The sequence below is a fragment of the Mesorhizobium sp. M00.F.Ca.ET.216.01.1.1 genome (assembly GCF_004010325.2).
Classification (GTDB): domain Bacteria; phylum Pseudomonadota; class Alphaproteobacteria; order Rhizobiales; family Rhizobiaceae; genus Mesorhizobium.
The window spans coordinates 97,179-119,815 of record NZ_SADR02000023.1; the positions used below are offsets into that span (position 1 = coordinate 97,179).

Below are 22,637 nucleotides of genomic sequence, written 5' to 3' on the forward strand. Positions count from 1 at the left end.
GTCAGGCCCTCAACATGCTGATGATCGAGTTGATGATCGTGTTCAGCTGGTTTTCGACGAAGCCGGCGCCGATGTTGACGCCGAGTGCCCTGGCAAAGCCGAAATAGGCGGCAAGCGCCAGGATCAGGCCAAGCAGCGCGTCACGCAACGGGCGCTTGCTGCCGAAGCCGTAGCAAATGAGAACGAACATGATCACGGAGGCGGCGGTGAAGCCGAGCGGCTGGATCAGCAGCAGGTTGGCGAGCAACCCGACGACCACGAAGCCCATCGCCTTCCAGTCGGTCGGCGTTTCCTTTTCTTCCTCGGGCTGCCAGCCGCCCCGCAGGGCGGCAACGATGAGGAGGAGGGAAAGGATCACCATGCCGGTCATGGTGATGTAGGGAAAGACGGTCGGGCCGACCTTGGAATAGAGCGGCGACACCGGGATCGCCAGGGTCTGCCAGGCCACCGCCGCGGCACAGGCGAGAAGCCCGATGCCGATTGACAATTCGGGCACGGCCAGGCGCGAGGGCGTCGCCTGCTGGTTGCTGGTGCTCATGATCGTCCTCCCGAGATGACCGGCTTCCCACGGCCAGCCTTGACCGCACTCTCACTCGCGATCGATCGTATGTCCATGCCGTTGACGAATGTCGGGGAGAGGGCGGCGCAGGCCGCCCCCTTGGAGGCATCAGGCAAGGCCGAGATCCTTGAGGATCGTTGCGATGCGGGCGGTGTCCTCGGCGACGAATTTCGCGTAGTCGTCACCGGTGAGCAAGATCGGCGTCCAGTTGCGGTTCTTGCATTCCTTAGCCCAGGCGTCGCTCTTGGCCATTGTCTCGACCAGCTTGATCATCGCTGCCTTGTCGTCATCGGACACGCCCGGCGGTGCAAAGACGCCGCGCCAGTTGAACAGCTCGACATCGATGCCGGCTTCCTTCAGCGTCGGTGCGTCGATGCCCTCCTGGCGCTTGTCCGCGGAAATGGCGAGCAGCCGAAGCGCTCCCGCCTTGACCTGTTCGGAGAACTCGCCGAAGCCGGAAATACCGGCCGCGACCTGGTTGCCGAGCAGCGCCGACAGCGCCTCGCCGCCGCCGGCGAACGGCACGTAAGAGAGGTTGGTTGCCGGAACGCCGGCCGTCTTGGCGATCAGGCCGAACAGGATGTGGTCCGAGCCGCCAGCCGAGCCCCCTGCCACCGGAACCTGGGTCGGATCGGCCTTGAGAGCGGCGACGAAATCGGCTGCCGTCTTGAACGGCGAGGCTGCCGGCACCACCAGCGCTTCGAACTCACCGGTGAGGCGGGCAATCGGCGTGACCTGCGTGAGGTTGTTGGCGGACTTGTTGGCAATGATGGCGCCGACCATGACCATGCCGGCAACCATCAGCGCATTGCCCTTGCCGTTCCACTGATTGACGAACTGCGGCAGGCCGACCGTGCCGCCGGCGCCACCGACATTGGTGATCTGCGAACCGGAGATCAGCTTCTCGCTACGCAGCACCTGGTCCATGGCGCGCGCCGTCTGGTCCCAGCCGCCGCCGGGCGCCGCCGGCACGAAGATCTGGATCTGCGGTGCGTCCTGCGCAAAGGCGGGTGTGAGATGCAACGCCGCGAAACCGGCGCCGGCCGCCGCGCTGTTCATCAAGAATCTGCGTCTGTTCAGCATGGGATTCCTCCAAATCACGACACCTCCTCCGGTGCCTGCCAAAAACGTGCCTGAATTCAGACCCGCTCAAAAGTCATGCCGATTTCACCGCGTTCTGTCAACAGGAACGCCATTCTGCTAGACAGAACGCAGCGCTTAAGGCACAATTGACTTTGTCAGACTCTGTCCGAACTGGAAACCAAAATGAAATCGTCGAGCGGATGACTGAAGCGCGATCCAGGCCTGCATCGAACGATGGCGTTGCCGCACTCGATCGCGCGATCGCCATCCTCGATGCCTTCGCCTCGGCCGGCCGGTCGCTCAGCCTTGCCGAAATCGCGGTGCGAACCGGCTTCTATAAGAGCACGATCCTGAGGCTGGCGAACTCTTTGCTGCGCGGGCAATTGCTGGAACGCCTCGATGATGGCCGCTACCGCCTCGGTCCAGCCACCTTCCGGCTTGGTGCGCTCTACCAGCGTTCTGTGGTGGCGGCCGACATCCTGCTGCCGATCATGCGCGACCTGGCCGACCGAAGTTGGGAAAGCGTCGCCTTCTATGTCCGCTCGGGCGATGTCCGCACCTGTCTCTATCGTGTCGAGTCCAAGCATCCCATCCGCTACACCATACGCGAGGGCGACGTGTTGCCGTTGCTGTCCGGTTCGGGCGGACGGGTGCTTGCGGCGTTTTCCGGCGAGCAGGGCGAGCCTTACGACACCATCCGCGAAACCTACCACAATCTATCGATCGGCGACCGCGACCCCGAGACGGCAGGCGTGTCGGCGCCTGTGTTCGGACCGGGGCGCATGCTGCTCGGTGCATTGACACTGTCCGGCCCGAGCACGCGCGTCGACGCGGCCTTTCTCTGGCGCATGAAGCAACCCTTGCTGGAAGCGGCAGCCCGCGCCACGCGCGCTTTCGGCGAAGACGCTTCGATGCTTGAGCAAGCGGCCCGCCAAGCCGGTGTCGAAACGGAAAGTATGAAACGCCTCAATTCTGCCTGACCGGCGACGGGCGCCATCCGGGCATCGTTGGCGTTGCATTGCGACGGATTCGGTGGATGACACGCCCTCAAGGCTGTCGCTCCAGCAGGATCGTGGCGTTGTCGTGGTAAGTTGTCCGCAATAACTCCCTGTAACCGCACTTTGCCGCGACGTTCAGCGAACCGGTGTTTTCCGGATCGATGATGCAGACGGTTCTTGCGCGCCCGAATGTATCGTCGCCCCAGGCGAGAACCCGGCCGACGACTTCGCTGGCGAGCCCTTGGCCATGTGCGTGCGAAGCCAGCGCCCAGCCTGCTTCGGGTACGCCTTCGATCGACGGCACCATGTCACGCTTCAGGTCATGGAAGCCGGCCTCGCCGATGAAGCGGCGGGTCGCCTTTTCCTCGATTGCCCAGAAACCGTAGCCCAGCAGCGACCACAGGCCGGCATGGCGCAGGAAGCGCATCCAGCTTTCCTCCCGCGTGCGCGGTTTGCCGCCGATGAAGCGGGTGACGACGGGATCGGCCCACATGGCGACATAGCTGTCGAAATCGTCCAGCCGATGTGGCCGCAGGATGGTTCGCGGCGTTTCGATGACCGGAGCGTTGACTGCTTGTGGACTTCCCATGGACTCTGCCTCGGTTGAATTGCCGGTGCATAGCAAATCGCCGGCATCAAACAAGATGCCAGTACCATGCAGATCATCTTCCAACCTTGGCCAGCGATGTTACTTTCACCGGCGACTGATTCAGCGCAGCCGACCCCATCCGGATCAGGCACCTGCCAATACCTTTGAACAAGAGGAAAGACATGGACACCACCGACCTTGTGCTTGCCATCATCCATCACCTGCTGGTGTTTTCGCTGGCAGGCATCATCGGCGCCGAGTTTGTCCTGATCCGCGGCGATCTGCCTGCCGCGACGCTCAAGCGGCTTGTCGGCATCGATCGCCACTACGGCATCATCGCCGCGCTGATCATCATCGTTGGCATTGGCCGCATCCTCTATGGCCTGAAGGGCTGGGAATTTTACGTCTACACCTGGGTGTTCTGGGCAAAGATGGCAGCCTTCGCCGTCGTCGGCCTGCTATCGATCATCCCGACCATCCGCTTCTTGTCCTGGAACAGGCAAGCCGTCGCCAGCCCCGGCTTCCAGGTGCCGGCGGCGGAACTCGCTTCCGTGCGCAGCTATGTGCGCACCGAAGCGCTCATCTTCCTGCTGATCCCGGTCTTCGCGGCGGCGATGGCGCGCGGCTACGGCTACTAAACCGTCCCCACTGGCCCGAGCGGCGCGATCTCGACCAGCGGCGCCGGCACGTCAGTCGTTTTCTCCTCGGCCTTGCAGAGGTCGGCGATGACGCAGGCCGGACAGTCCGGCTTGCGCGCCTTGCAGACATAGCGGCCGTGCAGGATCAGCCAGTGATGCGCATGGCGCATATATTCGTCCGGGATGATCTCTAGGAACCCCTGCTCGACCTGTTCCGGCGTCTTGCCGGGCGCCAGGCCGAGCCTGTTGCCGATGCGCAAGATATGGGTGTCGACCGCTAGCGTGTGCTGGCCGAAGGCCATATTGAGCACGACATTGGCGGTCTTGCGCCCGACACCCGGCAGCTTGACCAGTTGATCGCGGTCGTCAGGAACCTCGCCGCCATGGTCGCGGATCAGCGCTTGCGCCAGCGCAATGACGTTCCTGGCCTTGTTGCGCCAAAGCCCGATGGTGCGGATGTAGTCGCCGACCTTGGCCTCGCCGAGTGCCAGCATCTTTTGCGGCGTGTCGGCGACCTTGAACAGCGCACGGGTCGCCTTGTTGACGCCGGCATCGGTCGCCTGTGCCGAAAGCACCACCGCCACCAGCAGCGTAAAGGGGTTGATGTGTTCCAGTTCACCCCTCGGCTCGGGCCGCTGAACGGAAAAGCGTCTGAAAATCTCACGCACTTCGGCCGGGCTGTAGAGCGAACGGGATCGCACCGGCCTGGGGCGCGGCTTGGCGTTCGAGACGTCACCCCGGACGGGCGACGGTTCATTTTTTGGGGTGGAAGATTTTTTAGACTTGGGGCTCGCCATTCCCTTCCTATAATATCCCGTCATGAGCGACACAAACGCCTCATTTCAGGCCGACGAGCCATTCTTCCAGGCGCTACTGACACCGCATCGCTCGCTAGGCAAGACCGGCTTTGCCATCCTGATGGGCGCGTTGTTGTTCGGTTGGGTGGTGACCGGTGCGTTTTTCCTGTCGCGTGGCGCCTGGCCGGTGTTCGGTTTCTTCGGCCTCGACGTGGCCGGCGTCTACATTGCCTTCCGGGTAAACTACCGCGCCGCCCGAGCCCGCGAAGAGGTGTCGGTCTCGCGCACCAGCCTGAACATCCTCAAGACCGCTCCATCAGGCAAATCGGTTGCGCATCGCTTCAATCCATTCTGGACGCGTTTTTCGGTTGCCCGCCACGCCGAGATCGGCATCACCAGAATGGCGGTCGAGGCACAGGGACAAACCGTTTCGATCGGCGGTTTCCTCAATCCCGACGACCGCGAAAGCTTTGCCACCGCATTTTCGCGCGCTTTGGCAACCGCGAAAGGGCGCTAGGCTGGAGCAAGATCAATCCCGATAGAATTGGGGCTCTACCTTCTTGCTTGACCATGATCTTCGCCGGCCATGACCGGCTCCTTTTCCCGAGCCCAACTCTATCTGGATATGCGCAGCAAGAAGGCAAGTTTCGGGTGGTGATCGTGGCCGGGAAGGACGATATTCGCGGTCAAGGAGATAGTCCCATGAACGCTCGAATGCCCCTCAAGACGACAGCAGTCCTTCAGAACGACGTCACGCCTGAAGGTGACGACTACGAAATCGTCCGTCGCGCCATCGAGAAGATTAGTCTCGACTACCGTGACCAGCCTTCGCTCGAGGCATTGGCCGAGGACGTCGGCGAGACGCCGACTGGCCTGCAGAAATTGTTCACCCGCTGGGCCGGCCTGTCACCCAAGGCGTTCCTGCAGGCTGTCACCCTCGACCATGCGCGCAAGCTGCTCGATTCCGGCTTGCCGCTGCTTGAGACCTCGCTGGAACTGGGTATGTCCGGTCCGGGCCGGCTGCACGATCTCTTCGTCACCCACGAGGCGATGTCGCCGGGCGACTACAAGACCCGTGGCGCCGGACTCACCATCCGCTACGGCTATCATATCTCGCCTTTCGGCATTGCCTTGATCATGGTCACCGACCGCGGACTTGCCGGCCTCGCCTTCAGCGATCCCGGCGGCGAGCGTGAAGCCTTCGCCGACATGTCCGGCCGCTGGCCGAACGCAACCTATGTCGAGGACATGGCGGCGACTGCTCCCTACGCCGCGCGGATCTTCGATCCGACGCTCTGGCGACCCGACCAGCCGCTGCGCGTGGTGATGATCGGCACCGACTTCCAGGTGCGCGTCTGGGAAGCCCTGTTGCGCATCCCGATGGGCAAGGCTTGCACCTATTCCTCGATCGCCGCCCGCATCGGCGCACCGAGCGCTAGCCGGGCGGTGGGCGCTGCGGTCGGTGCCAACCCGATGTCCTTCGTGGTGCCGTGCCACCGGGCTCTCGGCAAATCCGGTGCGCTCACAGGCTATCACTGGGGCCTGACGCGCAAGCGCGCCATCCTCGGCTGGGAAGCTGGCCAGGTCGGGTCCTGAAACGCCGATTTCTCAGGGCTCGGCCCTGTCGCTGAGGATCGGCAATAGAACCATACCGTGCAGGTCGACCTCACCGCCACCAACCCGCCCGATATCTTTCCTCCGGCAGCCATCAAGGCATGATCATCGTGCGCTGCGAGTGATGACGAGTCCGCTGCAAAGCATGTGATGAACGCCGTGGACTGGCAAGCAGCGGCCTAACGGGTTAGCCTCCCGCTTAATCAGCAGGAGGCACTTCTTGATTATCGTTGTCGGCTCGATCAACCTCGACCTCATCGCCAATGTCGACCGCTTGCCCGGACCGGGCGAGACGGTTCGCGGCTCCGGTTTCGCCACCGCTCCCGGCGGTAAGGGCGCCAACCAGGCGTTGGCCGCCGCACGTGCCGGCGCCAAGGTGCGCATGGTCGGCGCGGTTGGCAAGGATAACTTCGCCGCCGAAGCACTGGCACTGCTGCGGGACGGCAAGGTCGACCTGTCAGGCATCACTGAGACCTTCGCCTCAACCGGCACGGCGCTGATCCTGGTCGGCGCCGACGGCGAGAACGTCATCGCCGTGGTGCCTGGCGCCAACGATTCGGTTGTGCCGGGCGATCTTGCCAAGGCGCTCCTCGGAAAAGACGACGTCGTGCTGCTACAGCTCGAGATCCCGCTGCCGACCGTCGATGCCGCGCTGGACGCGGCACGGGCGGCAGGCGCGGTCACCGTGCTCAACACTGCACCATTCCGTGCGGAGGCGGCCGCTTTCCTCGGCAAGGCCGACTATGTCGTCGCCAACGAAACCGAATTCGACCTCTACGGCGAGGCGCTGTCGTTGAACGGCCGCGGCCGCCCGGCGCGGATGCGCGACTATGCCGGAAAAACCGGCCGCGCCATCGTCGTCACGCTCGGCGGCGAAGGCGTGCTGGCCGCGACGCCGAACGATTTCCTGACGGTGCCGGCGCTGAGGATCACGCCGGTCGACACGGTCGGCGCCGGCGATACGTTTTGCGGCTATTTCGCCGCTGGACTGTCGTTGGGCCTTTCGCTCGACAAGGCGCTCGCCCGCGCCGCCGCTGCCGGGTCGCTCGCCTGCCTGAAGCCCGGCGCCCAGCCGGCGATCCCGCTGGCGAAAGACGTCGATGCCGCCTTGCAGAAATCCGCCGGCTAGCGCGATGACCGTGCGTCCTGCCACAAAATATGCCGTGCCTCCGGCCGGCGACATCTGCCGCCCCTCCGCCGTCGAGCTTGCCGACGCGATCAGGCGCCGCCGCCTATCCGTGCGCGAAGTGGTGGCGGCATTTCTCGACCGTATCGAAGCGGTGAACCCACTGGTCAACGCTATCGTCTCATTGCGCGAGCGTGCCGACATCCTGGACGAGGCCGACAGGGCAGACACCCATCTGGCGCGTGCGGGAGACGCCGGAGCCCTGTTCGGCCTGCCGATCGCCATCAAGGACCTCGCCCTGACCAAGGGGCTGCGGACCACTTTCGGCTCGCCGATCTTTGCCGATTTCGTGCCGCAAGAGGATGATTTCTTCGTCGAGCGCGTCCGCAAGGCCGGCGCCATCATCATCGGCAAGACCAACGTTCCCGAATTCGGGCTCGGCTCCAACACCTACAACACCGTGTTCGGCCCGACGCTGAACGCTTTCGATCCGGCCCTGACCGCTGGCGGCTCGAGCGGTGGTGCAGCCGTCGCGCTGGCGCTCGACATGCTTCCTGTCGCCGACGGCAGCGACTTTGGCGGCTCGCTGCGCAACCCCGCCGCCTACAACAACGTCTATGGCTTCCGCCCCTCACAGGGGCTTGTCCCGGCCGGTCCAGACATCGATGTCTTCCATGCGCAGATGGGCGTCGAAGGGCCGATAGGCCGCAGCCTGCGCGACATCGCCCTGCTGCTCGACGAGCAGGCCGGCTACCATCCGCGCGCGCCGCTTTCACATCACAAGCACGGCTCGTTCCTCGAAGGGCTGCAAACGCCGGCGTCTGGCGGCCGCATCGCCTGGTTTGGCGATCTTGGCGGCCATCTGCCGGTCGAAGCAGGCATTTTGCCGCTTTGCGAGGCCGCGCTCGGCCGCTTGGCGGATGCATCTTTCCAAAGCGAAGCACTGGTGCCGGATTTCGACTTCGAGGCACTGTGGCAGGCCTTCATGACGCTGCGCCAGGCAAGCAGCGGCTGCGCCCTAAAGGTGCATTACGACGATCCCGTCAAACGCCGGCTGCTGAAGCCTGAAGCCGTATGGGAGGTGGAACAGGCGATGCGTCTCACCGCGCCTGAGGTTCATGCTGCCACCGTGCGGCGCTCCTCATGGCATCGGACACTGCTGTCGATCTTCGATCGCTTCGACCTCATCGCGCTGCCCACCGCGCAAGTCTTTCCCTTTGAGGTCGCCACGCACTGGCCGAGCGAAGTCGCCGGGCGCGCCATGGACAGCTACCACCGCTGGATGCAGGTTTCCGCCTTCGCCACGCTCGGCGGCTGCCCCGCCGTGAACGTGCCGGTCGGCTTCGATGACAGGGGCAGGCCGATGGGCATGCAATTGATCGGGCGGCCGCGCGGCGATCTTGCCGTTCTGAGGGCCGGAGCGGCCTATGAGGCGACGCTGCCGTGGCAGGCCGGAGCGTCCTGAGGCCTGACTCCCATCCGCCGACGGCTTGCGCCGGCTTCGCCGTCATGCATTGATCGTCACCAGCCGCTCAAGCGCACTTCCGAGGGGAACCCATGTCACTAGAACTCTACGCCACCTATCTCCTCGCCTGCCTCGTCATCATCCTGGTGCCCGGACCGACGGTCACGCTGATCATCGCCAACAGCATCCGCCATGGCTCCCGCGCCGGCCTCGCCAATGTCGCCGGCACGCAGGCAGGGCTGGCGATCATGATCGCCATCGTCGGCATTGGGCTGACCTCGCTGATCGCAGGCATGGGCCACTGGTTCGAATGGGTCAGGCTGATCGGCGCGGCCTACCTGATCTGGATGGGCGTGCAGATGTTTCGCTCGAAAGGCAAGCTGAACGCCGACGGATCGGCGAAGAAACCACGCGGCGGTTTCTTCCTGCAAGGCTTCCTGGTGGCAATCAGCAACCCAAAGACGCTGGTGTTCTTCGGCGCCTTCTTTCCGCAGTTCATCGCTCCTGAAGGCAATTACACACTGCAGATCGTGGTCATGGGCCTCACCGCCATGATCTTCGCCGCCATGTCGGATTCGACCTACGCGCTGGCCGCTGGCCGCGCCGGTCGTTTGCTGTCGGCCGGCCGCGTCAAGCTGTTGTCGAGGATCAGCGGCAGTTTCCTGGTCGGCGGCGGCCTGTGGTTGGCTTTTTCAAAGGCGAAGTGACGGCCATCTTCCCTTTCCCCTCGTTATGCAGGACTGTCCGGGGAAAGCCTCTGATGAATCGAAATGCCGCATGCGCATGCCCCGTAAGACGGCGGTTTTCCGTCTACCTTCTGGTTGTCGAGACTCAGAAAGGGAACGGGGCATGCGCTTCACGTCTAGCATCCTTGGAAAGCTGGTTGAACCGATCAATCGGCGTGGCTTCCAGGCGGTTGTGGATAGCCATGACGGGGATGCCTACGACAAGTCGTTCAAGAGTTGGGACCACCTTATGGTGCTGATTTACGCGCAGCTCAGTGGCGCCGACAGCCTGCGCAGCCTGGAAGCCGGCTGGAACGCCAACAGCCAGCACCATTATCATCTTGGCAGCGACGTGTTGCGGCGCTCGACCTTGTCGGATGCCGGCCGGCGCCGTCCCGTCGCCGTCTTTGCCGATGTCTTCGGCCTGCTTGCCGGTCAACTCGACCGGCAGACGCGCCGTGAGGGCACGGCCATGCTGCGGCTGATCGATTCCACTCCCATTCCGCTCGGCAAGGCGTGCGCCTGGGCCAAGTCGAACGGTCGCATTCGTGGCATGAAAATGCATGTCGTCTACGACCCCGACAGCGACTGCCCGCGTGTCCTCGACATCACCGATGCCAACGTCAACGATGCCCAGATCGGCCGCACGATCACCATCGAGACCGGCGCCACCTATGTGTTCGACAAGGGCTATTGCCATTACGGCTGGGGGACGGCGGTCGCCTCTGCCAAAGCCTTCTTCGTCACGCGACCCAAATCCAACATGGGCCTCAAGGTCGGGCGCAGGCGCCGCCTCATCGACACACAGGGCGACGGCTTCTCGGTTCTTGAAGATGCCGAAGTAAGCCTTGCCAGCAAAACCAACTGCAAGCTGCCGATCGCACTGCGTCACCTGACCGTCAAACGCCAAGACGGCGATACCATCACGCTGCTGACCAACGATCTCGAACGTCCCGCCGTCGAGATCGCCGCCCTCTACAAGGGCCGCTGGCAGATCGAACTTTTGTTCCGTCGGATCAAGCAACACCTCAAGATCCGCAAGTTCCTCGCCACCAACGACAATGCCATCCGCCTGCAGCTCTTCGCCGCCATGATCGCCTATGCGCTGCTGCGTATCGCCGCTCGCGGCCACCCCATCACAATGCCGATCCTGCGCTTCACCGATCTCGTCAAGCGATGCCTCTTCGAGCGCCGCCAAATCGCAGCCATCCAACGACCGCCGCCCGTCAATCCAAGCAACAGAAAGCCCACCGTATCGCCAAACCAGATGTGCTTCACATATGCATGACTTTCCCCGGACAGCCCTGCTCGTTGTGGGAGAAGGTGGATTAGCGCGTAGTGCCAAGCCGGATGAGGGGTATTCGCCAGGCTGGAGCACCCATCATCCGACCTCGCTTCGCTCGGCCACCTTCTCCCACAAGAAGGCACAAGAAGGGGAGCAGGAAAGGCGTCCCTAAAGTCGCCCCAGTCTTTCCAGCAGCAGTGCGAAAAACGCGTCATGGTCGACGTCGCGCATCACCATGGCGTTCTTCGGCCGCTTGGTCACGCCCCACCAGTCAATCACCGTCATGCCCATGGTGAGCTCCGAGGCGGCTTCAACGCTGACGTTACAGTTGCGGCCCTTGAACAGCTCCGGCTTCAACAGATAAGCGATGACGCAAGGGTCGTGCAGCGGCCCGCCGTCGGTGCCGTATTTCTCCTCGTCGAAGCGCTCGAAGAATTCCAGCATCTCCGCCGTGGCAGTGCCGACCCTGGTACCAAGCTTGCGAAAGGCCCGCGTGCGCATGGCCGTGGTCAGCGCTTTGTGGGTGACGTCAAGCGGCATCATGACGATCGGAATGCCGGACTTGAACACGACGTCGGCGGCATGCGGGTCGACATAGATGTTGAATTCGGCCGTCGGCGTGACGTTGCCGCCCTCGAAGAAACCACCGCCCATCAGCACGATTTCCTTGATGCGCGGCGCGATCCTCGGCTCGCGGATCAGCGCCAGGGCGATGTTGGTAAGCGGCCCGAGCGGACAGAGCGTGATCGTGCCGCTCTCCTCCCGCATCAGCGTCTCGACGATGAAATCGACCGCGTACTGATCCTGCAAGGGCATCGTCGGTTCGGGCAGTTGCGGTCCGTTGAGGCCGGTCTTGCCATGCACTTCCTCGGCGGTGACGAGTTCACGCGCCAGCGGCCGGATGGCGCCGGCATAGACTTTGATGTCTGGCCTGCCGGCCAACTCGCAGATCTTGCGCGCGTTCTTTTCGGTGAGCGTCAGCGGCACATTGCCGGCAACGGCGGTGATGCCGACGATCTCCAGTTCGGCGCTGCCGAGCGCCAGCAATATGGCGACGGCGTCATCCTGGCCGGGATCCGTGTCGATGATGATCTTGCGGGATTGGGGCATTTCAATTCCTTGTCTGGGGAGTCTTTTTGGGCGGGTCTTTTTGACGGCTTGAACTTGGCCGCGGCGCGGACCATATCAACACCATCGGGAAAAATGCCATCCGGGTTTTTCCAGTTTATGTCGCTCTTGAGAGGACAGTGTAACATGAGCCGAATGACGCCCTTTTCCAGCCCGCTTCTCTTGGGCTTTGACGCCATGGAAAAGACCTTGGAACGTCTGGCAAAGTCGGGCGACGGCTATCCTCCCTACAACATCGAGCGCCTCAGCGGTGTCGACGGCAAGGCCGAAAGGCTGCGCATCACGCTCGCTGTCGCCGGCTTCGCGGAAAGCGATCTCGATGTCACTACGGAGGAGAACCAGTTGATCGTGCGCGGCCGTCAGAACGACGACACCGAGCGCGAATTCCTTCACCGCGGCATCGCCGCGCGCCAATTCCAGCGCTGTTTCGTGCTGGCCGACGGCATGCGGGTGATCGCGGCGGAGCTGAAGAACGGGCTGTTGTCGATCGATCTCGACCGGCCAGAGTCCGAGCGGCTGGTACGGAAAATAAACATATCGGTGAAAGACTGATCTTTACCGATGGCTCTCACGCGAGGCGGCCTTGAGCGGCGTCCTCGCTGCAAGGAGGCTTGAAATGACCAGAACTGACGAAAATCTTGCCCTGACCAGCGGTGAATTCGCCCATCTCGGCGAAGGCACGGTCGCCTATCTCCGGAAAATGTCGAGCGACGAGTTGCGCGAGCGCTTCCCGGGTCTCGGCGAAATCGCGCCTGGCCTGGAACTGTGGGCACTTTTTGCCGCCAGTGGCCAGCCGATCCTGCTTTCGGACGCTCGCGATCGGGCGCTGGCCGGCGCCTTGGAAAATGACCTGACTCCCGTCTCCATTCATTAAAAAGGCCGGAAAAAGGCGGGCGGCTGTCTAACTGGATATGAACAGGGCCGCCCGCGGCGGCCCCTCAAGGAATTAATCCAAAAGCTTCAGGCTGCGTGCGAGGCCTGCGTGTCCGACAGCAGCGCGTGGATTGCCACTGCGTCGCGCGTGCCCCTGATCTTGGCCACCGTATCGGCATCGCGCAACACCCGCGCGATGCGTGACAATGCCTTGAGGTGATCGGCGCCGGCGCCTTCCGGAGCCAAAAGCAGGAACACCAGATCGACCGGCTGGTCGTCCAGCGCCTCGAAATCGACCGGCGTCTCCAGCCGGGCAAAGACACCGGCGATACGCTTGACCCCGGCCAGCTTGCCGTGCGGAATGGCGATGCCGTTGCCGACACCGGTGGAACCAAGCCGCTCGCGCTGTAGGATAGTATCGAACACCTCCCGCTCCGGAATGCCGGAAATTGCCGCCGCCCTCTCGGACAGCAATTGCAGCAGCTGCTTCTTGGAGTTCGCCTTCAACGCCGGCATGATCGCCGGAACGTTGATAAGATCGCTCAGATCCATGCTTGAAAATCCCTTGTTCGCCCCTGCCGTCGCCAGTCCTCGCCCCCTCGCGCGGCCGGCTCTTTATCCCTGTGCGACCTTGGTCGTGGACGGGTCGATCCAGCCGATGTTTCCGTCCGGCCGGCGATAGACGATGTTGAGGTGTTCGTTTCTGGCATTGCGGAAGACGAAAACCGGGCTCTCCTTGGTGTCGAGCTCGATGACCGCCGACGCTACCGACATGGTCTGCAGCGTCATGGTCGATTCGGCGACGATGGCCGGCGCGAAATTCTCCGGTATGTCCTCGTCGTCGTCGGCGAGCGGCGCCATCACCGTATAGGCGATGTCGGTCGGCTCGCCATTGCCTGAATTGTGCGATTTCAGACGGCGCTTGTAGCGCCGAAGGCGGGTTTCGAGACGGTCGCCTGCTGCTTCGAAGGCAAGCGTCGGATCCTGGGCTTCGCCGGTCGCCTGCAGCGAAGCGCCGGAATCGAGCCGGATCATGCAATCGGCCGTATAGCGCGACCCCGATTTGATGACTACGATTTGCCCCGAAAAGCCCCGATCGAAATATTTGCCGATAACCTCGTCGACACGCTCGGTGATGCGTGTACGGAACGCGTCGCCGATGTCCATGTGTTTTCCCGATATGCGCAGTGTCATCTGAAAACTGACCTTCCTTGCTCAGGCTTCAAACCGGCCCGAGTTTATACTCGTGGCCCGTGCGCACAAGCTTCGCGGCGTCACTGGCGCCGATTTTAAGTTCGAACTTTCCGGTTGATCACAAGCCGCCTCTTGGCCGTCCCATGGCCTTCGTCGTGACGGACCATCCGCATGCGGGCGTCAGGCCCGTCTCATGCGGGCGGGCTTCTAGCCACTTCATTGCTGCTTGTCAATGAAGCGCAAAAACTGTGGAAATTCGTCCCGGTTCAGCGCCCGGCGCTGGCCAAAGCGCGTTTTTCGCGCCGCCGCTGCACCGACGAGGGAATGTTCATGCCTTCCCGGTATTTGGCGACGGTGCGCCTGGCGATGTCGACGCCGTTTTCCCGCAGCATATCCACAATGGCATCGTCGGAAAGCACGTCGACGGGTTTTTCCTCCTCGATCAACTGCTTGATGCGGTCGCGCACCGCTTCCGACGAATGCGCATCGCCGCCACCCGACGACGCAATCGAGGCCGTGAAGAAATAGCGCAGCTCGAACACGCCGCGCGGCGTCAGCATGTATTTGTTCGCCGTGACGCGGCTGACGGTCGATTCGTGCATGCCGATGGCATCGGCCACGGTGCGCAGGTTGAGCGGCTTCAGGTGACGCACGCCATGGACGAGAAAGGCATCCTGCTGGCGCACGATTTCAGAAGCGACCTTGAGGATGGTCTTCGCCCGCTGGTCAAGGCTGCGCGTCAGCCAGTTGGCGTTTTGCAGGCATTCGGCCAGGAAATCCTTTTCCGTCTGGTTTTTTGCGTGGCTCGAAACCCGCGCGAAGTAGATGTGGTCGACCAGCACACGCGGCAGCGTTTCGGCATTGAGCTCCACCGTCCAGCTGCCATCATTTGCCTCCCTTACCTCGACATCGGCGACGATCGCGTCGCTGGCGCCGCCCGAAAACGCCATTCCAGGCCGCGGATCGAGCGCCCGGATTTCGGCCAGCATATCGAGAAGATCCTCCTCGTCGACCCCGCAAATCCGCTTCAGCGTCTGGAAGTCGCGCCGCGCCAGGAGTTCGAGATTGGCGACCAGCGCCTTCATCGCCGGATCGAAACGATCGCGCACGGCAAGCTGCAACGACAAGCATTCGGCGAGGTTGCGGGCGAAGAGGCCAGCGGGCTCGAATGTCTGGCAGACCGCCAGCACCTTCGCCACCGCCGCTTCGTCCGTGCCGAGACGGGCCGCGACCTCGGCCATGTCGGCGCGCAGATAGCCGGCCTCGTCGAGGCCGTCGCCGAGCTCGCCGGCGACAAGGCGCGCCGCCGGATCGGCGAAGGCAAGGGCAATCTGTTCGCCGACATGTTCGCGCAGCGTGACGGCTGCAGCGGCCATGTCGCCGACGTCGAAGCCGTCGGCCGAAGGCGCTGAGCCGCTGCCAGAGGCCGATTTCCATTGCGCCGTCAGGTCGGGACCGAGCCGCTCGCTCGTGCCGGGATCGTCGGGAAACAGGTTCTCCAGCGAACTGTCGAGCTTATCCGAGATCGCCTCGGCGCTCCATGCCGTCTCGGCCTCGAACCAGTCGCCGTCGGCGGCTGGCTCAGGCGCGGCGTCGGTCTTCTGCGCCTGCTCGCTGGCGGCGTCATCCTGCGGTTCGGCGCGCTCCAGAAGAGGATTGCGCTCGATCTCGTCGTCGATGAAGCGTTCCAGCTCGATGTTGGTGAGCTGCAGCAGCCGGATCGACTGCATCAGTTGCGGCGTCATCACCAGCGACTGGGATTGCCGTAGCTGTAATTTCGCCGCCAGCGCCATGGTTCGGTTCCAAACGCCTCGTCTACGCACAGGACTGCTGGAAAGAATTTTCCGGTCGGGCATAGAAACTGGCCCGGCTTTTGCTTGTCAAGGCGAACGCTAGCAAAAACCGCTTACCGGAGCGTTATCTCAGGGAAAAGCCGGCGAAAATCTCGAAAATTATCCGAAAATCACGTCGGGACATGGATTTTTCGCTCAGAGCGTGAATCCCTCGCCGAGATAAAGTCGTCGCACATCCGCGTTGGCGACCACTTCATCCGCCCGTCCATGCGTCAGCACCTGGCCGGCATGGATGATGTAGGCGCGGTCGATCAGGCCGAGCGTCTCACGGACATTGTGGTCGGTGATCAGCACGCCGATGCCGCGCGCCGTCAGGTGGCGCACAAGCTGCTGGATATCGGCGACGGCGATTGGATCAATGCCGGCGAAAGGCTCGTCGAGCAGCATGTAGGCCGGGCGCGTCGCCAACGCGCGCGCGATTTCGAGGCGCCGGCGTTCACCGCCGGAAAGCGACAGCGACGGCGCCTTGCGCAGATGACTGATGTGAAACTCCTCGAGCAGTTCGTCGAGGCTGCGCTCGCGCTCCTTGCGGCTCTTTTCGACCACTTCAAGCACGGCGCGGATGTTCTGTTCGACGCTCAGGCCGCGGAAAATCGAAGCTTCCTGGGGAAGGTAGCCAATGCCGAGGCGGGCACGACGGTACATCGGCATCGAGGTGACGTCGAAACCATCGATCTCGATGGTGCCTTCATCCACCGGCACCAGGCCGGTGACCATGTAAAAACAGGTCGTCTTGCCGGCGCCGTTGGGACCGAGCAGACCGACCGCCTCGCCGGCGCGCACGCCGATGGTCACACCGCTGACGACCTTTCGGCCCTTGTAGCTCTTGGTCAGGCCCTTGGCGATCAAGGTGCCCTTGAACTTTGCCATCTCGATGGTGACCGTGGCCGGTGCCGCTAGTTTGCTGGCGGCCCGCCCCGGAAGACGTGCCAGCAGCGACGATACGCCAACCATTATTGCTTCGGCGCTCCCGACTTCGGCGGCGGCGTCATCGACATCATGACTCGCCCGCCGCAGCCGTCGACCTGAGCCAGGCCGCTCTTCATCTGCACAGTGAGCTTGCAGCCCTTGAGGACGTTGGGGCCTTGGGACAGCACCACCTCCTTGCCGGAAAGAACCAGCACTTCCGTTTTCATGTCGAAGGTGCCGTTGTCGCCGGTGGCGACCTGGTCGTCTGATTTGATATAGACCTTGTTGTCGACCTCGAGGTGATCGATGTTGGCCGAGCCGGTCATCGCCGAGGCGTTGGCGGCCGTACCTTTGGCGGCCGCGTCCTTGACATAATAGACCGTCATCTTGCCGGCCTTGAGCAAGGTCGGCCCTTGCGTCACGGTGACGTTGCCGGTGAATACGGCGACGCTCTCCGCCTGGCGGACCTCGAGCTTGTCACTTTCGATCTGGATCGGCTTGTCACCGGACAATTTGAGGCCTGACAGCTGGCTACTGGCATTGGATTGGGCCAGCGAAGGCACCGCACCCAGCAACAGCAACGCGGAAGCCGCGCCCACAAGCCGTATCGAACTACTGGGCCGCATGCGTTTCTCCGCTCTTTGCCTCTGCCGCCTTCAAGCTGGCGGGATCGATGTTGACGCGCACTCTGTTCTCGAAAACCAGCACCTTGCCATTGTCCTGGACCGACATCGAATCCGCTGTGATCCGCGACCCGCCACGGCTGACATCGACGGGATCGCCCGTCTTCATAGTGCCTTTACCCATGTCGAGAAAGACCGATTTGAACTTCGCGTCAATGCCGTCGGTCGTCGTCACGGTGACGTCACTGGTCAGGTTCATCGTGTTGCCATCGCGGTCGTAGATGCCACGCGTGGCGTTGACGGTCGCCACGTTGTCGGCCGCGAACGGCAATTTGGCGTTGATGCCCTCCAGGTCGATGATGCCTTGCTTGCCGACGTCTTGTATGGCGCGCAAGGCCGTCAGGGAATAAGGCAGCTTCTGCTTGGTGAATCCGTTGAGCTTGGGATTGGCCATGACCAGCTTGCCATTGGCAAAGGCGCTGCCATCGGCCTGCACCGTGATGGAAACGGGGGCCGCGAGATAGGAATAGACCGGGAATGCAACAGCGATCACGGCAGCAACCAGCGGCACCGCAAACTTCAAGACGCGGACACGGCGCGAATGGCGCTGCGCCAGGTCGAAGGCATCGACCCGCGAACTGCCTGGCACCGGAGGGGCCAACACCGTCTCGGCGCTGGCCGGTTCGTTCGTTCGCGCTAACATGACTGCTTTCTACAAACCCTTGCCCACCAAACACCGCCTATAGGTGGGATGCCGGCCCCCGCAAGCAAGCACAAGCGGAGGAAAACCGCAAAAATATGACGGCGCCCGTTGTACAAGCGCAAATGAAGTCAACACAACTGTCCGCATTTCATACCAGATACAAGCGGGCAGCGTTAATTTTTCATGAAACGCCACTCGCGTGGAGAGGTCCTTTGAAACAAGCCCTTCAGGAAACGGTAGCCGGGCGCGGACGGTTGCATTAAAAAGCATTTCTTCCCACCGACTTGTGAGGCTGACCATGGCACTGAGAGCCGATGACCTGATCGATCGCCGCCGTTTGCGCCGCAAGCTGACGTTCTGGCGCGTTGCCGCGTTCATTGTCGCAGCAGCCGGGGTGATCGCCCTGTCGGCCTGGTTCTACGGCGACGAATTCGCCGGCACCGCGGTCGACCATATCGCCAAAGTCAAAATCGAGGGCACCATCACCGAGGACGAGGAACTGATCAAACGGCTGGAAACCATCCGTGAATCCCCGAAGGTGAAAGGCGTGATCCTGTCGATCGATTCGCCTGGCGGCACCACCGTCGGCGGCGAATCGATCTATGAGGAAGTGCGCAAGCTGGCTGCCGACAAGCCGGTGGTGGCCGAGGTCGGCACGCTCGCCGCGTCGGCCGGCTACATGATCGCAAGTGCCGCCGACCACATCGTGGCGCGCAAATCCTCCATCGTCGGCTCGATCGGCGTACTGATCCAGTATCCCGATGTCAGCGGCCTCATGGACAAGCTCGGCATCAAGCTCGAGGAGGTGAAATCCTCACCGCTGAAAGCTTCGCCTTCGCCCTTCAAGCCGACCAGCGACGATGAACGCAGCATGGTCCGCAAGCTCATTCTCGACAGCTACGACTGGTTCGTCGGCATCGTCGCCGAACGGCGAAGCATGACCCGGCCCGAGGCGCTGGCGCTCGCCGACGGCTCGATCTTCACCGGCCGGCAGGCTCTCGCCAACCGCTTGGTCGACGCCGTCGGCGGCGAAACCGAAGCCATCGACTGGCTAGCAACCAAGGGCGTTGACGCCAAGCTCAAGGTGGTGGAATGGAAAAACGGGGAAGGACGGGGCGGCTTCCTGCTGTCGAAGGTGATGACGAAAACCATCGGCAGCGCGCTCGGCTTGCCGGACTATGGCGGCGAGATCCTTCACGAAATTGGAGCGGACCGCTTGTTTCTTGACGGTCTCGTTTCCGTCTGGCACCCTTGACGGGCCGTTGAGACGAGTGAAAAAAGCGAATAAAATCATCCTCATAATTTTGACCGCAGGGCTTTCACGGGGAACCTTTCTCATGATCAAATCCGAACTTGTGCAAATCATCGCCGCGCGCAACCCGCATCTTTTCCTGCGCGATGTCGAAAACATCGTCGGCGCTATTTTTGACGAGATCACCGATGCCCTTGCCGAAGGCAACAGGGTCGAACTGCGCGGTTTCGGCGCTTTTTCGGTGAAAAACCGTCCCGCCCGCACCGGCCGCAATCCGCGCACCGGCGAATCCGTCGAGGTCGAGGAGAAATGGGTGCCGTTCTTCAAGACCGGCAAGGAATTGCGCGAAAGGCTGAACGGCGGCAAATAGCCGCCGTCAGTGTGGCGGATTTGAAGTTCCTGCTATTTTGAGACATCAGCGTTCAGCAACTTCACATCCACCACACAAGGGCCGGCCCCACCCGCAATACCGGCCTTTCGGCAGGGCCCGCCTTTCGACAGGAAATGTTATGTTCAACCGCTTCATGCTTATCGTGGTCTTCGTGCCGCTGGCCGTCATCCTGATTGCGCTGGCCGTCGCCAACCGCGAACCGGTTGCCTTTACGCTTGACCCGTTCAACCCAGGCAATCCGGCGCTGACGCTGACACTGCCGCTTTTCATCTTCCTGTTTCTGGCCCTCGCCATCGGCATGATCGTCGGCAGCCTGGCGACCTGGGTCAAGCAGCGCCGCTATCGCAAGCTGGCGCGCCAGCGCGGCGTCGAGGCCGAGAACCTGCGTCAGGTGGTCAGCCGCGCACCCGCCGCGCCGCAGGGTCCGGCGTTGCCGAAGCCGACTAACTGAACCGCCAGTTGGCGTTCTTCTCTCCACGGAGTTTCTGATGCTGACCATTTCGGCCGCCGAGGTCGACCACGCGCTGACCTTTCCCGGGCTGGTCGAGACGCTGCGCGTAGCCTTTCGCGAGGGCGCGGTGCAGCCGGTCCGGCACCACCATACGGTCGAACGGCCCGATGGCGCCGCCTCGACGCTGCTCTTGATGCCTGCCTGGACCGACTTCAACGCCGCCGGCACCTCGGCGGGCGGCCATGTCGGCGTCAAGATCGTCACGGTGTCGCCTGACAACAACGCCATCGGAAAACCGGCGGTGATGGGGCTTTACCTCCTGCTCGACGGCGTCACCGGCGAGCCTGAAGCCCTTGTTGACGGCCAGCGGCTGACACAGTGGCGCACGGCCTGCGCTTCGGCTCTGGCTGCCTCCTATCTGGCCCGTGAGGACGCTTCGCGGCTGCTGGTGGTCGGCGCCGGCGCGCTGTCGCCGTTCCTCGCCAAGGCGCATTCGGCGGTGCGGCCGATCAGGACCATCCGCATCTGGAACCGCACACCGGCCAATGCCAAAAAGGTCGCAGCGGGCCTGCGTGCCCAGGGTTTTGCGGCTGAAGCCGCAAGCGATCTCGACGCCGAACTCGGCCAGGCCGATATTGTGTCATCAGCGACCATCTCGACGACACCGCTGATCAGGGGCGCGCTTTTACAGCCGGGAACCCATGTCGATCTGGTCGGCGGCTTCACCCCAGCGATGCGCGAAAGCGACGACGACGCGGTCGCGCGCGCACGCGTCTACGTCGACACCCGCGCCGGCGCCACCAAGGAGGCGGGCGACATCGTCCAGCCGCTGGCCTCAGGCGTGCTCAAGGCGGAAGCCATTGTTGCCGACCTGCATGAGCTCGCGCGCGGCCAGAAAGAAGGCCGGCAGAGCCCCAGTGAGATCACGCTGTTCAAATCGGTCGGCGCGGCGCTGGAGGACCTCGCCGCCGGCATTGCCGTCTACAAGGCGCTCAAGCCCAGGGGAATAGGGGAATAGGGGAGCCTGATTGGCATGAAGCCGCACAATTGATACGGCTCCCCTACTCCCTCATTCCTGTTCCCCGTCGGACAGCCAGTAAACGCGCAGCCGATGATTGTCGGGATCGAGCGCGACGAAGGTGCGACCGAAATCCATGTCTGTCGGTTTTTGCAGGATTTCCAAGCCCCGCCCGGTCCAGTCGGCATGGGTGACGTCGACTGCTTTTGGGGTGCCCAGCGCAAAGACGATCTCCGCGCCGCCGCCCGCGGCTGCAGCCGCCGGCTCCACCGTATGGCGTGACCAGAGGCCGAGCTTGAAGCCGTTGTCGAGCACGAACAGCACGAAGGTCGGCGAGGTTTCGACCGGTTCCCGTCCGAGCAGCGCGCTGTAGAAGGCGCCGCTGTGCTCAGGCTTGTCGACATAGAGGATGATGAAATTGGGGGGCGTCATGATCTGCTCTCCAAGGGGTTTCGACCAAAGTTGCTTCGACCAAAGTTGCTTCGACTTGAGGAGCATACGACGCTCTGCTGTCAGATTCTGGCAGCAGCGACCACGCAATAAGAACGTCCAGATGGGGTCGTTGCCCTATCGCCGGGGATTGTCGAGCGTCGTCCGCCATTCCTTCAGCAGCGCCTGGCGGCGGCGCGGGTAGCGCATGTCGGTGGCATTGAGACCCGAGATGCGATCAGTGCGAAAGTGCCTGAAATCCTGCCGCATCTCACACCACGCTGCCACCACGCGCACCTTGTCGAAGAAACCGAGCGCAAACGGCCAGACCATGCGCTCAGAGGCGCTGCCGCCGGCGTCGCGATAGAGAAAGCTCAGCTTGCGCTCGTTGCGGATGGCTTGCCGCACCAGGCTAAGATCGATGCCTTCGGTTGGCCCGGTGCGCGGCCCGACGAGCAACGCGGTCGTATCGAGCCCTTCACGCAAATCGTCCGGTAGCACTGCGGCGATCTTTGCCAGCGCGTCGGTGGCGGCGGCTGAAAGCCGCGTATCCGGCTGCTTGGCGACCCAGCGCGAGCCAAGCACGATCGCCTCGATCTCCTCGTCGGTGAACATCAGCGGCGGCAGCATGAAGCCGGGCTTGAGCACATAACCCAACCCCGCCTCGCCCTCGATCGGCGCGCCCTGCCCCTGCAGCGTGGCAATGTCCCGGTAGAGCGTGCGGACGGAGACGCCCATTTCGCCCGCGAGCGTGCGGCCGCTAACCGGCCGACGATGACGGCGCAGGATCTGGATAAGGTCGAGCAGGCGTTCGGAGCGGGACATATTCTCTGATTTGCCGGTTTCTTGGGCGAGGTCCATTGTAGCTGACGGCGCCGGACCATTTTGTTGCGCAGCAGGTGACCCTATGTCAAAAGCGGCCAGCCATTCTGGA

At 62.9% G+C, this 22,637-nt stretch carries 27 protein-coding genes; 14 read left to right on the forward strand and 13 right to left on the reverse strand.

What is annotated here, in order from left to right; genetic code table 11:
- Nucleotide 1 precedes the first annotated feature (1 nt).
- Nucleotides 2–538 (reverse strand): tripartite tricarboxylate transporter TctB family protein, encoded by a 537-nt coding sequence (locus EN859_RS26255; protein ID WP_127855535.1) that lies wholly within the window; start codon nucleotides 536–538, stop codon nucleotides 2–4.
- A gap of 129 nt (nucleotides 539–667) precedes the next feature.
- Nucleotides 668–1,642, reverse strand: coding sequence for a tripartite tricarboxylate transporter substrate-binding protein (locus tag EN859_RS26260; RefSeq protein ID WP_127855534.1), 975 nt, complete (start codon nucleotides 1,640–1,642; stop codon nucleotides 668–670).
- Nucleotides 1,643–1,842: 200 nt separating this feature from the next.
- Between EN859_RS26260 and EN859_RS26265 the strand changes: the two genes are divergently transcribed.
- Nucleotides 1,843–2,622, forward strand: a complete 780-nt coding sequence (locus tag EN859_RS26265; RefSeq protein WP_127855533.1) for an IclR family transcriptional regulator — start codon at nucleotides 1,843–1,845, stop codon at nucleotides 2,620–2,622.
- 67 nt (nucleotides 2,623–2,689) lie between these two features.
- Here EN859_RS26265 and EN859_RS26270 read toward each other — a convergent pair whose 3' ends face one another.
- Nucleotides 2,690–3,229, reverse strand: a complete 540-nt coding sequence (locus EN859_RS26270; protein WP_127855532.1) for a GNAT family N-acetyltransferase — start codon at nucleotides 3,227–3,229, stop codon at nucleotides 2,690–2,692.
- A 182-nt stretch (nucleotides 3,230–3,411) separates the two neighbouring features.
- On the opposite strand from EN859_RS26270, the gene EN859_RS26275 reads away from it, so the two are divergent.
- The gene (locus EN859_RS26275) at nucleotides 3,412–3,867 is read left to right on the forward strand and encodes a DUF2214 family protein (protein ID WP_127855531.1); all 456 of its coding nucleotides are present in this window, start codon (nucleotides 3,412–3,414) and stop codon (nucleotides 3,865–3,867) included.
- Here EN859_RS26275 and nth read toward each other — a convergent pair.
- Nucleotides 3,864–4,664, reverse strand: a complete 801-nt coding sequence (gene nth, locus EN859_RS26280; RefSeq protein ID WP_127855530.1) for an endonuclease III — start codon at nucleotides 4,662–4,664, stop codon at nucleotides 3,864–3,866. The two genes, EN859_RS26275 and nth, sit on opposite strands and share 4 nt — an antisense overlap.
- A 22-nt stretch (nucleotides 4,665–4,686) precedes the next feature.
- On the opposite strand from nth, the gene EN859_RS26285 reads away from it, so the two are divergent.
- From EN859_RS26285 to EN859_RS26310, 6 genes are all read left to right on the forward strand, one after another.
- Entirely contained in the window at nucleotides 4,687–5,181 is a 495-nt protein-coding gene (locus EN859_RS26285) for a DUF2244 domain-containing protein (protein ID WP_127855529.1), read from the forward strand.
- A 185-nt stretch (nucleotides 5,182–5,366) separates the two neighbouring features.
- Nucleotides 5,367–6,260 carry a methylated-DNA--[protein]-cysteine S-methyltransferase gene (locus EN859_RS26290; RefSeq protein WP_127855528.1) on the forward strand — a complete coding sequence of 298 codons (894 nt, stop codon included), beginning with the start codon at nucleotides 5,367–5,369 and terminating at the stop codon, nucleotides 6,258–6,260.
- 238 nt (nucleotides 6,261–6,498) lie between these two features.
- The gene (locus EN859_RS26295) at nucleotides 6,499–7,407 is read left to right on the forward strand and encodes a ribokinase (protein WP_127855527.1); all 909 of its coding nucleotides are present in this window, start codon (nucleotides 6,499–6,501) and stop codon (nucleotides 7,405–7,407) included.
- A 4-nt stretch (nucleotides 7,408–7,411) separates the two neighbouring features.
- Nucleotides 7,412–8,869, forward strand: coding sequence for an amidase (locus EN859_RS26300; RefSeq protein ID WP_127855526.1), 1,458 nt, complete (start codon nucleotides 7,412–7,414; stop codon nucleotides 8,867–8,869).
- A gap of 92 nt (nucleotides 8,870–8,961) precedes the next feature.
- Complete coding sequence (locus EN859_RS26305) at nucleotides 8,962–9,576, forward strand: LysE family translocator (RefSeq protein ID WP_127855525.1); 615 nt, start codon at nucleotides 8,962–8,964, stop codon at nucleotides 9,574–9,576.
- A gap of 142 nt (nucleotides 9,577–9,718) precedes the next feature.
- The gene (locus EN859_RS26310) at nucleotides 9,719–10,882 is read left to right on the forward strand and encodes an IS4 family transposase (RefSeq protein ID WP_127855524.1); all 1,164 of its coding nucleotides are present in this window, start codon (nucleotides 9,719–9,721) and stop codon (nucleotides 10,880–10,882) included.
- A 165-nt stretch (nucleotides 10,883–11,047) separates the two neighbouring features.
- Here the strand turns inward: EN859_RS26310 and EN859_RS26315 are convergent, their stop codons facing one another.
- Nucleotides 11,048–11,989: a nucleoside hydrolase gene (locus tag EN859_RS26315; protein WP_127855523.1), complete on the reverse strand. Its 942-nt coding sequence runs from the start codon at nucleotides 11,987–11,989 to the stop codon at nucleotides 11,048–11,050.
- A gap of 144 nt (nucleotides 11,990–12,133) precedes the next feature.
- Between EN859_RS26315 and EN859_RS26320 the strand changes: the two genes are divergently transcribed.
- Both EN859_RS26320 and EN859_RS26325 read left to right on the forward strand, forming a co-directional pair.
- A complete protein-coding gene (locus EN859_RS26320; RefSeq protein ID WP_127855522.1) occupies nucleotides 12,134–12,559 on the forward strand; it encodes an Hsp20 family protein in 426 nt (141 codons plus the stop codon).
- Nucleotides 12,560–12,623: 64 nt separating this feature from the next.
- Complete coding sequence (locus tag EN859_RS26325) at nucleotides 12,624–12,881, forward strand: DUF1150 family protein (RefSeq protein WP_127855521.1); 258 nt, start codon at nucleotides 12,624–12,626, stop codon at nucleotides 12,879–12,881.
- Nucleotides 12,882–12,967: 86 nt separating this feature from the next.
- Here EN859_RS26325 and ptsN read toward each other — a convergent pair whose 3' ends face one another.
- The 6 genes from ptsN to lptC form a co-directional block, all read right to left on the reverse strand.
- Nucleotides 12,968–13,432: a PTS IIA-like nitrogen regulatory protein PtsN gene (ptsN, locus tag EN859_RS26330; protein WP_006200387.1), complete on the reverse strand. Its 465-nt coding sequence runs from the start codon at nucleotides 13,430–13,432 to the stop codon at nucleotides 12,968–12,970.
- 63 nt (nucleotides 13,433–13,495) lie between these two features.
- A complete protein-coding gene (gene raiA / locus EN859_RS26335) occupies nucleotides 13,496–14,074 on the reverse strand; it encodes a ribosome-associated translation inhibitor RaiA (RefSeq protein ID WP_127855520.1) in 579 nt (192 codons plus the stop codon).
- Between the two features lie 266 nt (nucleotides 14,075–14,340).
- Nucleotides 14,341–15,867 carry an RNA polymerase factor sigma-54 gene (gene rpoN / locus EN859_RS26340; RefSeq protein WP_127855519.1) on the reverse strand — a complete coding sequence of 509 codons (1,527 nt, stop codon included), beginning with the start codon at nucleotides 15,865–15,867 and terminating at the stop codon, nucleotides 14,341–14,343.
- A gap of 195 nt (nucleotides 15,868–16,062) precedes the next feature.
- Nucleotides 16,063–16,881: an LPS export ABC transporter ATP-binding protein gene (gene lptB / locus EN859_RS26345; RefSeq protein WP_127855518.1), complete on the reverse strand. Its 819-nt coding sequence runs from the start codon at nucleotides 16,879–16,881 to the stop codon at nucleotides 16,063–16,065.
- Nucleotides 16,881–17,462, reverse strand: coding sequence for an LptA/OstA family protein (locus tag EN859_RS26350; RefSeq protein ID WP_127855517.1), 582 nt, complete (start codon nucleotides 17,460–17,462; stop codon nucleotides 16,881–16,883). Before EN859_RS26350 ends, lptB begins: the two co-directional genes overlap by 1 nt.
- A complete protein-coding gene (gene lptC, locus EN859_RS26355; RefSeq protein WP_127855516.1) occupies nucleotides 17,449–18,162 on the reverse strand; it encodes an LPS export ABC transporter periplasmic protein LptC in 714 nt (237 codons plus the stop codon). Before lptC ends, EN859_RS26350 begins: the two co-directional genes overlap by 14 nt.
- 298 nt (nucleotides 18,163–18,460) lie before the next feature.
- Here lptC and sppA point away from each other — a divergent pair, with 298 nt between their 5' ends.
- From sppA to EN859_RS26375, 4 genes are all read left to right on the forward strand, one after another.
- On the forward strand, nucleotides 18,461–19,417 hold the full coding sequence (gene sppA / locus EN859_RS26360) for a signal peptide peptidase SppA (protein ID WP_127855515.1): 957 nt from the start codon (nucleotides 18,461–18,463) through the stop codon (nucleotides 19,415–19,417).
- Between the two features lie 82 nt (nucleotides 19,418–19,499).
- Nucleotides 19,500–19,784: an integration host factor subunit beta gene (locus EN859_RS26365; RefSeq protein ID WP_027165368.1), complete on the forward strand. Its 285-nt coding sequence runs from the start codon at nucleotides 19,500–19,502 to the stop codon at nucleotides 19,782–19,784.
- A 139-nt stretch (nucleotides 19,785–19,923) separates the two neighbouring features.
- Nucleotides 19,924–20,256, forward strand: coding sequence for a LapA family protein (locus EN859_RS26370; protein WP_127855514.1), 333 nt, complete (start codon nucleotides 19,924–19,926; stop codon nucleotides 20,254–20,256).
- Between the two features lie 37 nt (nucleotides 20,257–20,293).
- Nucleotides 20,294–21,274, forward strand: coding sequence for an ornithine cyclodeaminase family protein (locus tag EN859_RS26375; protein WP_127855513.1), 981 nt, complete (start codon nucleotides 20,294–20,296; stop codon nucleotides 21,272–21,274).
- A gap of 51 nt (nucleotides 21,275–21,325) precedes the next feature.
- On the opposite strand, the gene EN859_RS26380 is transcribed toward EN859_RS26375, so the two are convergent.
- The gene (locus tag EN859_RS26380; RefSeq protein WP_127855512.1) at nucleotides 21,326–21,706 is read right to left on the reverse strand and encodes a VOC family protein; all 381 of its coding nucleotides are present in this window, start codon (nucleotides 21,704–21,706) and stop codon (nucleotides 21,326–21,328) included.
- Nucleotides 21,707–21,841: 135 nt separating this feature from the next.
- Nucleotides 21,842–22,528 (reverse strand): YafY family protein, encoded by a 687-nt coding sequence (locus EN859_RS26385; protein WP_127855511.1) that lies wholly within the window; start codon nucleotides 22,526–22,528, stop codon nucleotides 21,842–21,844.
- Nucleotides 22,529–22,637 lie beyond the last annotated feature (109 nt).

Excerpts from the sequence above, each read along its gene's own strand:
- EN859_RS26255 (WP_127855535.1), bottom strand. The coding sequence starts at position 538 with ATGAGCACCAGCAACCAGCAGGCGACGCCCTCGCGCCTGGCCGTGCCC.
- EN859_RS26260 (WP_127855534.1), bottom strand. The coding sequence starts at position 1,642 with ATGCTGAACAGACGCAGATTCTTGATGAACAGCGCGGCGGCCGGCGCC.
- EN859_RS26265 (WP_127855533.1), top strand. The coding sequence starts at position 1,843 with ATGACTGAAGCGCGATCCAGGCCTGCATCGAACGATGGCGTTGCCGCA.
- EN859_RS26270 (WP_127855532.1), bottom strand. The coding sequence starts at position 3,229 with ATGGGAAGTCCACAAGCAGTCAACGCTCCGGTCATCGAAACGCCGCGA.
- EN859_RS26275 (WP_127855531.1), top strand. The coding sequence starts at position 3,412 with ATGGACACCACCGACCTTGTGCTTGCCATCATCCATCACCTGCTGGTG.
- nth (WP_127855530.1), bottom strand. The coding sequence starts at position 4,664 with ATGGCGAGCCCCAAGTCTAAAAAATCTTCCACCCCAAAAAATGAACCG.
- EN859_RS26285 (WP_127855529.1), top strand. The coding sequence starts at position 4,687 with ATGAGCGACACAAACGCCTCATTTCAGGCCGACGAGCCATTCTTCCAG.
- EN859_RS26290 (WP_127855528.1), top strand. The coding sequence starts at position 5,367 with ATGAACGCTCGAATGCCCCTCAAGACGACAGCAGTCCTTCAGAACGAC.
- EN859_RS26300 (WP_127855526.1), top strand. The coding sequence starts at position 7,412 with ATGACCGTGCGTCCTGCCACAAAATATGCCGTGCCTCCGGCCGGCGAC.
- EN859_RS26305 (WP_127855525.1), top strand. The coding sequence starts at position 8,962 with ATGTCACTAGAACTCTACGCCACCTATCTCCTCGCCTGCCTCGTCATC.
- EN859_RS26310 (WP_127855524.1), top strand. The coding sequence starts at position 9,719 with ATGCGCTTCACGTCTAGCATCCTTGGAAAGCTGGTTGAACCGATCAAT.
- EN859_RS26315 (WP_127855523.1), bottom strand. The coding sequence starts at position 11,989 with ATGCCCCAATCCCGCAAGATCATCATCGACACGGATCCCGGCCAGGAT.
- EN859_RS26320 (WP_127855522.1), top strand. The coding sequence starts at position 12,134 with ATGAGCCGAATGACGCCCTTTTCCAGCCCGCTTCTCTTGGGCTTTGAC.
- EN859_RS26325 (WP_127855521.1), top strand. The coding sequence starts at position 12,624 with ATGACCAGAACTGACGAAAATCTTGCCCTGACCAGCGGTGAATTCGCC.
- ptsN (WP_006200387.1), bottom strand. The coding sequence starts at position 13,432 with ATGGATCTGAGCGATCTTATCAACGTTCCGGCGATCATGCCGGCGTTG.
- raiA (WP_127855520.1), bottom strand. The coding sequence starts at position 14,074 with ATGACACTGCGCATATCGGGAAAACACATGGACATCGGCGACGCGTTC.
- rpoN (WP_127855519.1), bottom strand. The coding sequence starts at position 15,867 with ATGGCGCTGGCGGCGAAATTACAGCTACGGCAATCCCAGTCGCTGGTG.
- lptB (WP_127855518.1), bottom strand. The coding sequence starts at position 16,881 with ATGGTTGGCGTATCGTCGCTGCTGGCACGTCTTCCGGGGCGGGCCGCC.
- EN859_RS26350 (WP_127855517.1), bottom strand. The coding sequence starts at position 17,462 with ATGCGGCCCAGTAGTTCGATACGGCTTGTGGGCGCGGCTTCCGCGTTG.
- lptC (WP_127855516.1), bottom strand. The coding sequence starts at position 18,162 with ATGTTAGCGCGAACGAACGAACCGGCCAGCGCCGAGACGGTGTTGGCC.
- sppA (WP_127855515.1), top strand. The coding sequence starts at position 18,461 with ATGGCACTGAGAGCCGATGACCTGATCGATCGCCGCCGTTTGCGCCGC.
- EN859_RS26365 (WP_027165368.1), top strand. The coding sequence starts at position 19,500 with ATGATCAAATCCGAACTTGTGCAAATCATCGCCGCGCGCAACCCGCAT.
- EN859_RS26370 (WP_127855514.1), top strand. The coding sequence starts at position 19,924 with ATGTTCAACCGCTTCATGCTTATCGTGGTCTTCGTGCCGCTGGCCGTC.
- EN859_RS26375 (WP_127855513.1), top strand. The coding sequence starts at position 20,294 with ATGCTGACCATTTCGGCCGCCGAGGTCGACCACGCGCTGACCTTTCCC.
- EN859_RS26380 (WP_127855512.1), bottom strand. The coding sequence starts at position 21,706 with ATGACGCCCCCCAATTTCATCATCCTCTATGTCGACAAGCCTGAGCAC.
- EN859_RS26385 (WP_127855511.1), bottom strand. The coding sequence starts at position 22,528 with ATGTCCCGCTCCGAACGCCTGCTCGACCTTATCCAGATCCTGCGCCGT.